Origin of the sequence: Roseovarius litorisediminis (genome assembly GCF_900172295.1) — a bacterium.
Lineage (GTDB): Bacteria > Pseudomonadota > Alphaproteobacteria > Rhodobacterales > Rhodobacteraceae > Roseovarius > Roseovarius litorisediminis.
On sequence record NZ_FWFL01000004.1, the window covers coordinates 275,234 to 289,221 of the forward strand.

Sequence of the window (13,988 nt, forward strand, 5' to 3'; positions counted from 1 at the left end):
GTCACAGCTAGCAGCCCCTGCCACAACTTCAAGGCAACGCTTGGAAACGCGCAGATCCATGTGCAATCTGTGCGCTACCTACACAGGCGCCGTTAACTTTGCTATGGGCACCACACCCCCGCGATCCTGCCCAAAATCGCCAATTCCCAATATGGAAACTATAACTTTATCCGATTCTACCTACTCCGCAGGTAAACATTCCAAAATCAGGGTTTCCATCCCCCAAAACCGTGCCTATAATTTCCCCCATGAAAACGCAGGATCATATCGCATTTGCTCAGCGGCCCTCTGGCGCCGCCTGTCGCGCTATCCTGCTACTCCTAAGCCGCCTCTGAGCGTGCCAGACGGCGCGACCGCTCAGAGGATGTGCCTTTTCGCGCCACAGGCTTAGGACAATCACATAAAGAGACCCGAAATGACCGATCAAACCAAAGACCGAGTGGTGATCTTTGACACCACTTTACGCGACGGCGAACAATCCCCCGGCGCCACTATGACTCACGCCGAAAAGCTGGAAATCGCTGGCCTGCTGGATGAGATGGGCGTCGACATCATCGAGGCTGGCTTCCCTATTGCCTCCGAGGGCGACTTTAATGCCGTCAGCGAGATTGCGAAAAATGCCGCGAATTCAGTGATATGCGGCCTTGCTCGCGCGAATTTCAAAGATATTGACCGGTGTTGGGAGGCGGTGCAACACGCGAAACGCCCGCGCATTCATACCTTTATCGGCACCTCCCCCCTGCATCGCGCTATTCCCAACCTGACCCAGGATGAGATGGCCGACCGTATCCATGAAACCGTAACCCATGCGCGTAATCTTTGCGACAACGTACAATGGTCACCGATGGATGCCACCCGCACCGAATGGGATTATCTGTGCCGCACGGTTGAGATTGCGATCAAGGCCGGTGCCACCACCATCAACATCCCCGATACGGTCGGCTATACCGCACCGGTCGAATCCGCCAACCTGATCCGCCGCCTGATCGCCACCGTCCCGGGCGCGGATGAGGTGGTGTTTGCCACTCACTGCCACAACGATCTGGGCATGGCCACGGCCAACAGCCTGGCAGCGGTTGAAGGCGGCGCCCGGCAAATTGAATGCACAATCAATGGCTTAGGCGAACGCGCAGGCAACACGGCCCTGGAAGAAGTCGTCATGGCGATGAAAGTACGCGGGGATATATTGCCCTTCTACACCGGCATTGACACGACCAAAATCATGAACATCTCGCGCCGCGTGGCCAGCGTGTCGGGCTTTCCGGTGCAGTTCAACAAGGCCATCGTTGGTAAAAACGCCTTTGCCCACGAATCCGGCATCCATCAGGACGGCATGCTGAAAAACGCCGAGACGTTTGAAATCATGCGCCCTGAAGATGTGGGCCTGACCGAAACCAATATCGTTATGGGTAAACATTCGGGGCGCGCTGCGTTGCGTTCAAAGCTCAAGGATTTGGGATATGAACTGGCTGATAATCAACTGAATGATGTCTTTGTGCGCTTCAAGGAACTGGCTGATCGTAAAAAGGAAGTCTACGATGACGACCTGATCGCCCTGGTCACCGCAGGCGCGGACACTGACAGTAATCGCTTGCAAATCAAGCACTTGCGCGTTGTTTGCGGCACCGATGGTCCACAGATGGCCACTTTGACAATGGAAGTTGACGGCGTTGAACACGGCACCGAGGCCACCGGTGACGGACCCGTGGACGCGACATTCAATGCGGTTAAAAATCTCTTTCCACATGACGCGCGGCTGCAACTTTATCAGGTGCACGCCGTGACCGAAGGTACCGATGCGCAGGCCACGGTCAGCGTGCGGATGGAAGAAGACGGCCGGATCGTCACCGGCCAATCGGCTGATACCGACACTGTGGTCGCCAGCGCCAAGGCTTATGTTCATGCCCTGAACCGTCTGTTGGTCCGACGCGAAAAAACCGGTTCGGATGCGCGGGAAGTGTCGTACAAAGACGTTTCCTGAAGAAAAAAGGGCGCATTCCAACGGATGCGCCCTTTTGTTTTCGTGATGAAAGCTCAGTGGCCTGGCGCCTGTCAGGCATAAAGAACGCACCCCACCAGAAAACACCCCGAAGCCAGTGCTGACGAAACGGTACGCACGTGGTTCCACATGGTCCAGTAGGTAGCGTATGTTTGCCAGTAAATCTGCGTTTCGGCCCCAGCGGTTGTCATGCCGTCCAGCCGCCTGTTCATCGGAACATTGCCCAGCATTGTCACCAGAAACGTGCCGATCACGTAGATCGTTCCGCCGGCAATGAACCAGTCCGCGGCAGGGCCATCAATGGCAAACCAAGCGTAAGCAGCCAACGCAGCTGATACCGGTGCCATCCCCAGCAGCCACACCAGAAAGACCGAGGCATAAACCTTGCGGTTGATCAGTTGCATCGCCTCGATCCCGGCTACGGGCGTTGCTGCGCTAAGTGAGCGCATGACGAAGTCGGAAAAAGCCAGAAAGACCCCGGCAACAAGTCCGGTAAGCAAAGTCGCCCCTGCGTAGGCGATAAGTTCGATTGTATGTGTCATAGTTTTTAATCCTCTAAGACGGTTGTCAGGCCGCCGAGCGGCCCATTTCATGGGCTTTGGTGATCCAGCCGGTGATTTTTGCCGCATCTGCCAGTTTGACCGACCCAAACTGGACAACATTGCGCGCCTTGATCCCGCAAAAACCCAGAACCTGGTTGCGGATCACCCGACGCGCCGGTTTACGGTAAATGAACGTATCTATCAGCGGTGGCGTGTCCGAGGTGATCAGCGCATCGGCTGTACGGCCCGTCAGCAGCTTGTCCCAGCCCATCCCGCGACTGTGATATTTATAGCCAAAGCCCGAGGTCAGCGCGCGGTCCAGCACTGCCTTGGCTGTCGTGGGCATGGCGCCCCACCAATAGGGATGCACGATCAGCAGATGATCAGCCCAGGCAACATTTTCCTGCCACTCCAACAGATCAGGTTCTAGCGCAGGGGCATCCGGGCCATAGCCGTCGAAGTGCGGATCAAAGACCATATTCGCCAAATCCATTCGCCGAACCTGGCCGCCCTTGCCTTTCGCACCTTCCTGATAGGCATCCGCCAGTTTTCCACAAAGCGATTTTGCGCGCGGATGTGCCACCCAGATGAATATTTTCTTCTTCATTGCATTTCTCCGTTGACTTTACACAGTGTCAATTGACACGATGTCAAGTAAGAGAAGGTTTACACTATGTCAAGTCAAAATTTACCCACCCGCACCCGAATTCTCAAAGCAACCTGGGAGTTGCTTGATTCAAATCCGGGCGTAGCCGCACGAATGTCTGATATTGCTAAAAAGGCTGGGGTCAGCCGGCAGGCGCTGTACCTGCACTTTCCCAACCGGACCGAACTATTCATCGCCACAACCAAATATCAGGATGAAGTTTTTGGAATACAGGACGGGTTGGCGGAAACGCGGTCAGCCAAATCTGGCACCGACAGGCTGCGCCGCTACATCGAGGCCTGGGCCAACCATATTCCCAAAATCTTTGGCGTGGCCAAAACACTGATGGTGATGAAAGAGACCGACGCAGACGCCGCCACAGCCTGGGCGGATAGAATGCAGGACATGCGCGAGGGATGCGCCGCGGCTATAACTGCGCTTGACGCCGAAGACCTTTTGAAACCGGAATTGGACCCTGACAGCGCGACAGATATTCTGTGGACGCTGCTATCAATTTCAAACTGGGAACAGTTGACCGTGACCTGTGGCTGGCCTCAGCCGCGCTATATAGAACGAATAAGCGCCATCGCCATTCAAAGCCTGACACTTAACGAAGCATGAACAACGCCCGGTCGCACCTCATTCGACGATCATATAGAATTTTCGCAAGGTTTCGGTGATCTCCCAAATCAGTTTCGTGCCCTTTGCGATAAAAAATGTGTCGCCAGCCGTAAATGTTTCGGTCCGGCCGTCCGCATGAGTCAAAGCTAGGGATCCCGACACCACCGTCATCATTTCGTGCACCGGATAGCTTTCGATTTCCTCCCGGCAGGGCGCACATTCCCAGACGCCCGACAGAACGCTTTCATCCTTGTTTGCAAAATGCGTATAGTTCAGTTCAGTCTGGTCCTGGGTGGTGAACACCTCGGGTACATTCAAATGCGACGGCTCCATCTTTGCCGGGCTTGGGTCCAACCTGAAATCCCTGTCAGTCATTTTTACAATCTCCGCTCAGTCCTGCTTTGGCGCATGCTCTGCCCATTCCCAAGGCCGTATAAACTGGCCCAGCACCTCGCCCAGCCGCGCCTCATCAACGTCTCCGGTTTTCTCAAGCTGCGCCACCAGACCGCGCTTTTTGCTGTCAATGACTTGTACTACATGCGCCTTCACATCGGCCTCTTCCAATGCTGCATTGTAAATGCGTGTAATCGCACGTTTGCGTAGGTCAGGTTTGAATACCTTGCCCACGGCGGTTTTTGGCAACTCGTCCAGAACCTCGACGTATTTCGGAACGGCCGCACGTTCGTGAACATGAATCTTGCAATGTTCGCGCAGTTCGTCACCCGTGGCCGTGGCCCCGTCAACAAGTTCAACATAGGCGCAAGGGATTTCACCGGCATGGGCATCGGGTTGTCCAATCGCCCCTGCCATGGCAACTGCCTTATGGGCCATCAAGGCTTCTTCGATATCTGCAGGATCAATATTGTGGCCACCACGAATGATCAGGTCTTTTGCCCGGCCGGTGATCCACAGATAACCATCCTCGTCGATCCGGCCCAGATCGCCGGTGCGCAAATAGGTCCCGTGGTGATAAAGTTCACGGTTCTTGACCGCTTCCGTGTAGGTATTCCCGGCATAAACACCTGGATTGTCGATGCAGATCTCGCCCACTTCATCGACACCGCATTCAACTGGTCCGTCAGAGGTGTCCTTGTAAATCTTCACATCCGTATAAGGTAACGGAACCCCGACTGACCCAACCTTCTTTTCCCCCGTCGGCGGATTGCAGGCTACCAGACAGGTCGCTTCGGTTAGTCCATAGCCTTCGATCACAGTCATACCGGTGGCCGATTCAAACCGCTTGAACAACTCCAGCGGCATCGGAGCCGAACCTGAAAAGGCATTTTTGACGGTCGAAATATCGGCATCCACCGGGCGCTGCATAAGGGCCGAGGTCGCGGTGGGCACGGTAATCACAAAGCTGATCTTCCAGCGCTCGCACAGCTTCCAGAAATTATCGAACACACCATCTCCGCGATAGCCCGCAGGTGTTGGAAAAACGACATGGGCCCCGGATTTGATCATCGCCATCAGGATCACATGGCAGGCAAAAACATGGAACAGAGGTAACGGGCACATGATTACATCGTTTTCATCAAACAGAAGTCGATGCCCCAGCCAGCCATTATAAATCATGCCTGAATAGCGATGCTGCGCCACCTTGGGCATCCCAGTGGTGCCCCCGGTATGGAAATAGGCCCCGACGCGATCTGTTGCGCTATCAGCAAAATCAAGCGCGGTATTCTGCCGCGACACTTCTTTGTTGAAGTTCAGGACATCAGCGTGATGATTGTTAGGGTTTTTGGGCCGCACGAACGGCACAATCCAGCTTTTGGGAGGGCTTAAATAAGTGTTCAGGTCAATCTCAAGCACCGTATGCACACCCGGCGCGTGGCGTACGGCCTCGGCGGTTTTCTGGGCGATATCCGTTTTGGGAAAGGCTTTGAGCGTGACCACGACCTTGGCGCCGGTTTCGCGCAAAATAGCCGAAATTTGTTCAGGCTCCAGCAGCGGATTGATCGGGTTTACAATCCCCGCGACCATGCCACCGATTGTCGCCACGGCCGTTTCAAGGCAATTCGGCAACACCAAGGCAACCACGTCTGTTTCCTTGACCCGCAAGGACCGGAACAGGTTGGCAGCCTGACAAACCTGATCATGAAATTGTTGCCAGCTTAGCGTTTGCGCTTTGTCCGTTGGGCCTGAAAACAGCTGATAGCTAACAGCCGGACGGCCGGGAAAGGTTTTTGCCGTGTGCCGAAGCATCTGATACAGCGTCTCAGGCCGCGCGCGTGCATCCCATGGCATTTCATTCTGAATGGCAAGCACATCCGCCCGCGTGGCAAAACTCATCATCATTTCCTCCCAGCGCACCCTTAAGGCAGGTGCGGTATTCCCTTTGAAACCAGCATGAGTGTGTTTTCCACATCGCGCAAGTTTTACGCTGCGTTTTTCACCCCAGGTCTGTGGCAATCACCTTGCGCAAGACGCAAAACCCTTGGCCAGTGCCTGCAACATCGCCGGATAAAGCCCCGCGCCCCGTACCAACCGGGCACCCATCGGATCCAGTTCGCCGGTCTTGTAGCCTGCCGCGAGGATCGCGCCGGTCAATTTGGTGTCGAATTGCGGCTCACTCAGTACGCAGTTTATTGCCTTGTCTTTGACCAGTGCACGCAAGTCAGCAAGGCGCGCAGGGCCCGGGCTTGTGGCATCACTCAGTGAAATTGCAGCGGCGGCTGGGATGTCAAAGCTATTCTCGAAATACTGATAGGCATCGTGAAGCACCACAAACGGCACCCCACGAACCGGTTCAAGCTCCTTTGAAATGGACTGCACGACCTGCTCTAACCGTTCAGCTCCGCTTTCGGCATTGGCCTGGTAGATCCCGGCGTGTTCCGGATCCATCGCAGACAGTTCGGCAGCGATCAGAAACAGCCATTCCCTGGCGTTTCCAGGGCTTAGCCACGCATGGGGGTCGACGCCATCAGCGTGGTTATGAGCGTCATGTTCATCATGCGCCTCGTGACCAAATTCCACCCCTTCGCGACGTGGCATTTGTTGGGTTTTGTCAGACTCCAAAAGCGCGATTTTCCGGGCATCAGGCGCCAGCGTATCAATCGCACCAGCCAGCCAGGGTGTCAGCCCCTCACCCATCCAGATTACCAGATCTGCCTTGGCCAATGCAGATGCCTCGGACGGCCGCATCGCATAACTATGAGGGGAAACTCCGGGCTGAATGATCAGGTCAGGCTCTCCCACACCAGCCATGACCTGCGCAGCCAGAGAATGAATTGGCGCTATATCTGTGACCACGCGCGGCACCTCGGCCACCGCGGCCGAAGCACCTAAGAAAACTGACAGCAGAACAGCCAAACGCATCGCAATATCTTCCAACGAGTAAGCAATAATCTAACTTGATATATGTAACTTTATAACATATCAACCCCTGAACGCTTTATCAAATGAGGCTGACAATGGATGCAATCGGGTTCGAAACTCATGATCATCTTACCTGCATCAAAGACGGGCTTGAGGCCGTGGCAGCACATTGCGTTCGTCACAGGCTGCAATTTACCCCTGTAAGACGCAGGGTGCTGGAAATCATGCTGCAGGAACACCGCGCGATGGGTGCCTATGAGATACTGGACAAATTGCGCGAAGAAGGCCTGGGATCACAGCCGCCTGTTGCCTACCGCGCGCTGGATTTTCTGGTCAGCCATGGTTTTGCGCACAAGATCGAGCGCCTGAATGCCTTTATCGCCTGCGCCCACCCCGGTCAGAACCACACGCCGGCTTTCCTGATTTGCCGAAAATGCGATGCAGTGGCCGAGGCGCATGCCGAACCTTCGTGTGGCATGCTGGGCCGAGCCGCCGACGAAACCGGATTCAAAATTGAACAGGCGGTGGTCGAGGCCCTTGGCCTGTGCCCGAGATGTGCTGCGTGACGTTGATCGAAACCCATAACCTTGATATCCGTCACGGTGCCAACACGGTGCTTACAGGTGTCAACCTGGCGCTTGAACGCGGCGAGATTGTTACCATTGTCGGCCCCAATGGCTCGGGTAAGTCGACATTGCTGCGCGCGCTTATCGGGGCAATCAAACCGGCGCGTGGCTCGATTAAGCAGTTACCAGGCCTTCGTATCGGCTATGTTCCACAAAAGTTGCATATCGACCCTACTCTGCCGATGACCGTGCGGCGCTTTCTGGGCTTACCCGGACGACATGCCGACACAGACCTGCACACTGCCCTTGAACAGGCCGGTTTGCCCGACCTGCAGGACCGCCAGATGGCCGACCTGTCGGGTGGGCAATTTCAACGCGTTCTGCTGGCGCGTGCGCTGATCGAAAAGCCTGACTTGCTGATTCTTGACGAGGCGACCCAGGGTTTGGACCAGCCCGGTTCGGCCGCGTTTTACCGCCGTATCGAAGAGGTCCGTAGCGAACTCCACTGTGCGGTTCTGATGGTCAGCCACGAATTGCATGTGGTCATGAGTGCCTCAGACAGGGTGATCTGCCTGAATGGCCATATCTGTTGCGAAGGCAAACCGGATGTCGTCGCCTCGGCCCCTGAATACCGCGCCATATTTGGCAGCGGCACTCAAGGTGCACTGGCCCTGTATCGGCATGATCATGACCACCACCATGACCATGAATGCGATCACGACCATTCACATGAGGCAGCGCAGTAATGCTTGACGATTTCCTTATCCGCGCGGCCCTTGCAGGGCTTGGTGTCGCTCTGGCTGCGGCGCCATTGGGCTGTTTCGTTGTCTGGCGCAGGATGGCCTATTTCGGCGATGCAACGGCACATGCTTCGATCCTTGGTGTCGCGCTGGCTTTGGGGTTTTCAATGTCCATATTCGCCGGCGCCTTGACGGTGGCGCTGATCATGGCAACCACCGTATCAACCCTGACCGGGCGCGGCTATGCGATGGATACGCTTTTGGGGGTTATGGCGCATTCGGCACTGGCTTTTGGTTTGGTGGCCGTGTCGCTCCTGACAAATGTGCGTATTGATCTGATGGCTTATCTTTTTGGCGATATCCTTGCCGTTGCTAAAATCGATCTCTTGATTATCTGGGGGGGCGCCGCGCTGGTACTAACACTTCTTGTCTGGCGTTGGCAGGCTTTGCTGACCACCACAATCAGCACAGATCTGGCCTATGCCAGCGGCATCGACCCCAAGCGCGAACAACTGGTCCTGACACTTGCCCTTGCGCTTGTCGTGGCCGTGGCCATCAAAGTTGTCGGCGTTTTGCTCATTGCGGCCATGTTGATCATACCTGCGGCTGCGGCGCGACCGCTGTCGGCCACACCGGAACGTATGGCAGCCATCGCCTCGCTGATTGCCGCGGCGGCGGCCCTTGGCGGGCTGCAGATATCATTTACTCTGGACACGCCGACAGGGCCAACAATTGTCTGTGTCGCGGCCACGTTATTCGCTTTGAGCAGCCTGATCAGTGCTGTTGTAAGACCGGCGCAGCGATCGTGAAACGACTGAATCTTTACTGCACGGCGTCTTGGCTTTGGCAGTATTAATTTGACTTGACTCTTTTTATCAGAAATATCAGAGATAACATAGTAATTTAGTCAGAAATCAGAAAGGACGCTTCATGAGCTCCCTGAAATTTGCCCAAGGCCTAACAATTTCAACGGCGCTGGCCGCCTTTGCGGCCCCCGCTTTTGCGCAAGAGGTCAACATCTATTCCAGCCGTCACTATGACGCGGATGATGCACTCTATGCCCGTTTCACTGAAGAAACCGGCATTTCCGTAAACCGTATTGAGGGCAAGGCTGACGAACTGATCGCTCGCCTGACGGCTGAGGGCGACAACAGCCCCGCCGATATATTCATTGCGGTCGATGTCGGTCGTATGGACCGTGCAGAAAAAGCCGGAGTTTTGCAGCCGTTCAACTCGGATGTGATCGAAGCCCGTATCCCTGATCACCTACAGCACCCGGATAATCTGTGGTTTGGCGTATCGCAGCGGGCCCGCATGATTTTTTACGCCAAAGATCGGGTCGACAGCCCGCCAGCAACCTATGAGGACCTGGCCATGCCTGAGTGGAAAGACAAAGTTTGCATCCGGTCTTCGTCCAACGTGTACAACCAGTCATTGCTGGCTTCGATCATTGAAGTCGACGGCGAAGAGGCAGCCATGGAATGGGCGCAGGGGATCGTCAACAACATGGCCCGCCCACCGCAAGGGGGTGACACCGACCAACTGCGTGGCCTTGTGTCAGGTGAATGCGATATTGCCGTTGCAAACCACTATTATTTTCTACGCGGCTTTGATCAGGACGTCGACGGGCTGAGTGCTGGAATCGACAGCATTGGGTGGGTCTGGCCCAATCAGGATGGGCGTGGGGCACATATCAATCTCGCCACGGCATCGATCACGGCGGCGGCCCCGCACCCTGAAGAAGCCACCGCGTTGCTTGAGTTTCTGACAAGCGATTTTGCCCAACAGCATTTCGCAAATCAGAACCACGAATACCCTGCAGTTCCTGGTTTAGGCGCAGACGATAGCACCGCGCGGCTGGGTGACTTCAAGGCGGATACCACCACGAACACCTCGGCCTTCAGCCGCAACGCCGGCAAAGCGCAGATCATATTCAATCAGGTTGGCTGGAACTGATCCCGCAACTTTATTCTATGAAAGGCACCGGTGCGCCCGGTGCCTTTTTCGTTGTCTTGTTATTTGCCTGACACCCAATTGTCGCCTAAGCTGATGGTCAGTTCACTAAACCCGAGTGACCAATGACATCTGTCCGGCTGCGATTGCTGATCCTTGCCTTGCTACCGCTGATGGTATTGATGCCGTTGCTGCTTGTTCTGGCTGTGAGCCGCTGGTCGGCCAATTACGACGATCTGTTGATCACCAATGTGGAAAGCGATCTGCGCATCGCCGAGCAATATTTGCAACAGATCCTCAGCAAAACCGGAAACCATGTCGACAGTCTGGCCCATTCTGTCAGTTTTCAAGAGGCTTCCAAGGCGCCCGAGTATGATTTCCAAGCATTTCTTGAGGGCCACCGCAAGGCATTGGAATTGGATTTCCTGTACTATTTGCCAGCAGACGCCGCATCTGATGCAAAACAGAAGTGGCCGGTCATTCGGGCCGCCGCAAATGGGCAGCTCGCGACCCAGATCGACATCTTCTCAGCAGCTGATCTGGAAGGTTTGCCCGGCAATCTGGCAAGCCGCGCCCGGATACCGCTGATCGAAACCGAGGCCGCAGTGCCTACCGACCGTACCACTGAAGATCGTGGCATGGTGGTGCACACGGCCACAGATGTATCCACACCTGACCGGCACGGCGTTCTGGTAGGGGGGATCCTGCTAAACCGAAATCTGGATTTTATCGACACGATCAACGCGCTTGTCTACCGTGAAACTGACATCAGAAATGACAGGCAAGGGACCGCTACCTTGTTTCTGGAAGATGTGCGGGTGTCCACAAATGTGCGCCTTTTTGAAGGGTCCCGCGCGCTTGGCACCCGCGTCTCGGCGGTGGTACGCCATACTGTGCTGGATGAGGGAACCACATGGCTTGCCAGCGCGTTTGTGGTGAATGACTGGTATATCTCGGGTTACCTGCCTTTGACCGACAGTTTTGGCAAACGCGTAGGCATGCTTTATGTCGGGTTTCTGGAAGCGCCGTTCACTGCCGCCAAGCGCAGTGCGTATGTTTTGATTTTCGTTTCCTTTGTTCTGGTGCTCGCCCTGACGGTGCCGCTGTTCCTGCGGCTGGCTGGCGGTATCTTTTCACCGCTCGAAAAAATGACCCAGACAATGAAAAAGGTCGAAGGCGGCCAGCTGGACGCCCGCATTGGCCAGGTTGCTTCAAAAGATGAAATCGGCACTGTCGCAGCCCACCTTGATAGCCTGCTGGATCAGGTACAGGAGCGTGACAAGGCCCTGCGCTCATGGGCGGACGAGCTGAACACCAGGGTTGAAGAACGCACCGCGGAACTGCGCGAAGCCAACGAAAAACTGGAAACCACCTATCAACAACTGGTCATGTCGGAAAAGCTTGCCTCGATCGGTGAAATCACCGCCGGTGTGGCCCATGAAATCAACAACCCTGTTGCTGTTATTCAGGGCAATGTCGACGTGATACGCCAAACCCTGGGCCCGCAGGCTGATCCTGTAGCGACTGAATTGGCCCTGATTGATCAGCAGGTTAGCCGCATCAATGCCATCGTCGGAAAGTTGCTGCAGTTCGCCCGACCTTCCGAGTTTGGCACGTTTGAGGAGAGTGTGGATATCGGCGCAGTTCTGGACGATTGTATCGTGCTGGTCGATCATGTCATTTCCAAGGGCCGTGTCACGGTCACGATACACCGAGGTGACCCACCGCCTGTCCGCATCAACCCCGGCGAATTGCAGCAAGTGGTCATTAACCTGATCATCAATGCGGTGCAGGCGATGAAGCGCGACGGCAAGCTTGAGATCACGATCAGTGCCGCCGAATATGACGGTAAATCCGGTGCAAAACTGGTAATTGCCGATACGGGACCGGGGGTGTCAGCAGAAAAACTCAACACCGTATTCGACCCGTTCTATACGACAAAAATGGGGGAAGGCACCGGCTTGGGTTTGTCAGTCAGCCAGACACTCATCCGGGCCGCCGACGGCCTGATTTCAGTTCGAAACCGGGCCCGAGGCGGGGCCGAGTTTACGGTCTGGTTGCCCGAGGACCACGGCGAACAGGCTGCAGCCTAAGCCTACACCCCCCAGCTGGTACATTTACGGTCAATCGTTTTGCGCGACACACCAAGGCGTCGCGCGGCCTCGGCGCGGTTTCCACCGCAGGCGTCCAAAACGTTCATGATATGGCGCTGCTCGACCAGTTCCAGTGTTTCGATCGCTGTCGTACCGGTAACACGGCCACTGCCAGAAAACTCGTCCGGAAATGCCCCCAGAATAACAGATCTTTCGATAAGATTACTCAGTTCGCGCACATTCCCGGGCCAGTTATAACGGCTGAGTTTAAGCAGCACTTCTTCGTTCATCTCAAGCGCGGGCATCCCAAGGCTTTTGGAAAACTGGCTCATGAAAAGGGCTGCGAGTTCAACGATATCTTCCGTGCGTTCGCTTAATAGCGGCATCTCGATATTCACCACATTGATGCGGTGATACAGATCCTCGCGAAAACTGCCCTTGGCCACCGCCTCGGGAAGATCAGCATTGGTAGCAAACAGGAACCTCAGGTTAAGCGGGATTTCACGTTCAGCGCCTGCGGGCCTGATCCGTTGATCTTCCAGAACGCGCAAAAGAGCCGCCTGCACCTGTTCAGGCAATTGGGCCACCTCATCCAGAAACAAGGTGCCGCCATCCGCATGCAGAAACAGGCCATCTTTGCGCCGGGTGTTGCCCTCGACCACGCCAAACAGATCATCGGCGATATTATCAGCTGAAATCGCGGCGCAGTTCACTGCAACAAACGGTTTATTTGCCCGATCAGAAAGGCCATGAAGCGTTCGTGCTGCAATCTCTTTTCCGGTGCCGCTGGCCCCGGTGAACAGAACTGACGTGGGCAATGGCGCAAGTTTGTTCAGAATATCGCGCACCTTCTGGATCGGCAGCGAATTTCCCAACAGCCGCCCGCGCGCTGCATTGCCCCCCTCGGACAGTTCGTGTTTCAGCAAGATGTTTTCGCGCCGCAGATATTTACGATCCAGCGCCCGGGCTACGGCATTGAGAATCTGGTTTGCCCTAAACGGTTTGAGCACGAAATCCGCAACCCCTGTTCGCAACGCCTTGATCGCCGTGTCCAGATCCGCATACGCGGTGATCAGGATTGTATCGGCGAAAAAGCCGACGGGCCGCTGTTCTTCCAGCCAGTCCAGGCCAGTCTGGTTGGGCATGATATTGTCCAGGATCACCAGATCGAAATGAGATTGATCCAGAATAGATGACGCCTCGCTGGTCGATCGGGCTTGCTCAACCCGTTTGCACCTTGGCTCAAGGATTTTTGTCAAAAAATTCCGCATCCCAGGCTCATCATCGATCACAAGGATCGAGCCCAGTTCAAGGTTTTCGCCGTATTCGTCTTCACGAGGGGGCGCAACGGCGGCCTGCCCGGCACCTGTGGTCATTCGTCGGTATCACTCAGCCGCACCGCGTTACCTGCATTTCTGTCCTGGCTGGTAAATCCCATCCCGCCAAGGACATAGTAGGCCCCAACGCTGATAATTGCGATGGCCACAAAGGCCGTGAACATGGCTTTCAT

The 13,988-nt window shown here is 55.5% G+C and carries 14 protein-coding genes; 7 read left to right on the plus strand and 7 right to left on the minus strand.

Features of this window, described 5'->3' with window-relative positions; translation table 11 throughout:
- Positions 1-415 precede the first annotated feature (415 nt).
- Positions 416-1,981, plus strand: a complete 1,566-nt coding sequence (locus PEL8287_RS09785; protein ID WP_085892193.1) for a 2-isopropylmalate synthase — start codon at positions 416-418, stop codon at positions 1,979-1,981.
- A 71-nt stretch (positions 1,982-2,052) separates the two neighbouring features.
- Here PEL8287_RS09785 and PEL8287_RS09790 read toward each other — a convergent pair whose 3' ends face one another.
- Both PEL8287_RS09790 and PEL8287_RS09795 read right to left on the minus strand, forming a co-directional pair.
- Positions 2,053-2,541: an anthrone oxygenase family protein gene (locus tag PEL8287_RS09790; RefSeq protein ID WP_176228608.1), complete on the minus strand. Its 489-nt coding sequence runs from the start codon at positions 2,539-2,541 to the stop codon at positions 2,053-2,055.
- 25 nt (positions 2,542-2,566) lie between these two features.
- The gene (locus PEL8287_RS09795) at positions 2,567-3,148 is read right to left on the minus strand and encodes an NAD(P)H-dependent oxidoreductase (protein ID WP_085892195.1); all 582 of its coding nucleotides are present in this window, start codon (positions 3,146-3,148) and stop codon (positions 2,567-2,569) included.
- A gap of 66 nt (positions 3,149-3,214) precedes the next feature.
- Here PEL8287_RS09795 and PEL8287_RS09800 point away from each other — a divergent pair, with 66 nt between their 5' ends.
- Complete coding sequence (locus PEL8287_RS09800; protein ID WP_085892196.1) at positions 3,215-3,808, plus strand: TetR/AcrR family transcriptional regulator; 594 nt, start codon at positions 3,215-3,217, stop codon at positions 3,806-3,808.
- Positions 3,809-3,826: 18 nt separating this feature from the next.
- On the opposite strand, the gene PEL8287_RS09805 is transcribed toward PEL8287_RS09800, so the two are convergent.
- The 3 genes from PEL8287_RS09805 to PEL8287_RS09815 form a co-directional block, all read right to left on the minus strand.
- Positions 3,827-4,183 (minus strand): cupin domain-containing protein, encoded by a 357-nt coding sequence (locus PEL8287_RS09805; protein WP_085892197.1) that lies wholly within the window; start codon positions 4,181-4,183, stop codon positions 3,827-3,829.
- A 15-nt stretch (positions 4,184-4,198) separates the two neighbouring features.
- Positions 4,199-6,100 carry an acyl-CoA synthetase gene (locus PEL8287_RS09810; protein ID WP_085892198.1) on the minus strand — a complete coding sequence of 634 codons (1,902 nt, stop codon included), beginning with the start codon at positions 6,098-6,100 and terminating at the stop codon, positions 4,199-4,201.
- A gap of 120 nt (positions 6,101-6,220) precedes the next feature.
- Complete coding sequence (locus PEL8287_RS09815) at positions 6,221-7,126, minus strand: zinc ABC transporter substrate-binding protein (RefSeq protein WP_085892199.1); 906 nt, start codon at positions 7,124-7,126, stop codon at positions 6,221-6,223.
- 95 nt (positions 7,127-7,221) lie between these two features.
- On the opposite strand from PEL8287_RS09815, the gene PEL8287_RS09820 reads away from it, so the two are divergent.
- The 5 genes from PEL8287_RS09820 to PEL8287_RS09840 all read left to right on the plus strand — a co-directional run bounded on the left by PEL8287_RS09820 (position 7,222) and on the right by PEL8287_RS09840 (position 12,478).
- A complete protein-coding gene (locus tag PEL8287_RS09820; RefSeq protein ID WP_085892200.1) occupies positions 7,222-7,692 on the plus strand; it encodes a Fur family transcriptional regulator in 471 nt (156 codons plus the stop codon).
- On the plus strand, positions 7,680-8,438 hold the full coding sequence (locus tag PEL8287_RS09825; protein WP_370737918.1) for a metal ABC transporter ATP-binding protein: 759 nt from the start codon (positions 7,680-7,682) through the stop codon (positions 8,436-8,438). The genes PEL8287_RS09820 and PEL8287_RS09825 overlap by 13 nt, the downstream gene beginning before the upstream one ends.
- Positions 8,438-9,241 (plus strand): metal ABC transporter permease, encoded by an 804-nt coding sequence (locus PEL8287_RS09830; protein ID WP_085892201.1) that lies wholly within the window; start codon positions 8,438-8,440, stop codon positions 9,239-9,241. Before PEL8287_RS09825 ends, PEL8287_RS09830 begins: the two co-directional genes overlap by 1 nt.
- Before the next feature lie 121 nt (positions 9,242-9,362).
- Positions 9,363-10,388 carry an extracellular solute-binding protein gene (locus tag PEL8287_RS09835; RefSeq protein ID WP_085892202.1) on the plus strand — a complete coding sequence of 342 codons (1,026 nt, stop codon included), beginning with the start codon at positions 9,363-9,365 and terminating at the stop codon, positions 10,386-10,388.
- Between the two features lie 122 nt (positions 10,389-10,510).
- Positions 10,511-12,478 (plus strand): sensor histidine kinase, encoded by a 1,968-nt coding sequence (locus tag PEL8287_RS09840; RefSeq protein WP_085892203.1) that lies wholly within the window; start codon positions 10,511-10,513, stop codon positions 12,476-12,478.
- A 2-nt stretch (positions 12,479-12,480) separates the two neighbouring features.
- Here the strand turns inward: PEL8287_RS09840 and PEL8287_RS09845 are convergent, their stop codons facing one another.
- Together PEL8287_RS09845 and PEL8287_RS20010 are read right to left on the minus strand one after the other, a co-directional pair.
- Positions 12,481-13,854 (minus strand): sigma-54-dependent transcriptional regulator, encoded by a 1,374-nt coding sequence (locus tag PEL8287_RS09845; RefSeq protein ID WP_085892204.1) that lies wholly within the window; start codon positions 13,852-13,854, stop codon positions 12,481-12,483.
- Positions 13,851-13,988 carry a hypothetical protein gene (locus tag PEL8287_RS20010; protein ID WP_176228609.1) on the minus strand — a complete coding sequence of 46 codons (138 nt, stop codon included), beginning with the start codon at positions 13,986-13,988 and terminating at the stop codon, positions 13,851-13,853. The genes PEL8287_RS09845 and PEL8287_RS20010 overlap by 4 nt, the downstream gene beginning before the upstream one ends.

Coding starts and splice junctions, on each gene's coding strand:
- PEL8287_RS09785 (WP_085892193.1), top strand. CDS start 416: ATGACCGATCAAACCAAAGACCGAGTGGTGATCTTTGACACCACTTTA.
- PEL8287_RS09790 (WP_176228608.1), bottom strand. CDS start 2,541: ATGACACATACAATCGAACTTATCGCCTACGCAGGGGCGACTTTGCTT.
- PEL8287_RS09795 (WP_085892195.1), bottom strand. CDS start 3,148: ATGAAGAAGAAAATATTCATCTGGGTGGCACATCCGCGCGCAAAATCG.
- PEL8287_RS09800 (WP_085892196.1), top strand. CDS start 3,215: ATGTCAAGTCAAAATTTACCCACCCGCACCCGAATTCTCAAAGCAACC.
- PEL8287_RS09805 (WP_085892197.1), bottom strand. CDS start 4,183: ATGACTGACAGGGATTTCAGGTTGGACCCAAGCCCGGCAAAGATGGAG.
- PEL8287_RS09810 (WP_085892198.1), bottom strand. CDS start 6,100: ATGAGTTTTGCCACGCGGGCGGATGTGCTTGCCATTCAGAATGAAATG.
- PEL8287_RS09815 (WP_085892199.1), bottom strand. CDS start 7,126: ATGCGTTTGGCTGTTCTGCTGTCAGTTTTCTTAGGTGCTTCGGCCGCG.
- PEL8287_RS09820 (WP_085892200.1), top strand. CDS start 7,222: ATGGATGCAATCGGGTTCGAAACTCATGATCATCTTACCTGCATCAAA.
- PEL8287_RS09825 (WP_370737918.1), top strand. CDS start 7,680: ATGTGCTGCGTGACGTTGATCGAAACCCATAACCTTGATATCCGTCAC.
- PEL8287_RS09830 (WP_085892201.1), top strand. CDS start 8,438: ATGCTTGACGATTTCCTTATCCGCGCGGCCCTTGCAGGGCTTGGTGTC.
- PEL8287_RS09835 (WP_085892202.1), top strand. CDS start 9,363: ATGAGCTCCCTGAAATTTGCCCAAGGCCTAACAATTTCAACGGCGCTG.
- PEL8287_RS09840 (WP_085892203.1), top strand. CDS start 10,511: ATGACATCTGTCCGGCTGCGATTGCTGATCCTTGCCTTGCTACCGCTG.
- PEL8287_RS09845 (WP_085892204.1), bottom strand. CDS start 13,854: ATGACCACAGGTGCCGGGCAGGCCGCCGTTGCGCCCCCTCGTGAAGAC.
- PEL8287_RS20010 (WP_176228609.1), bottom strand. CDS start 13,988: ATGAAAGCCATGTTCACGGCCTTTGTGGCCATCGCAATTATCAGCGTT.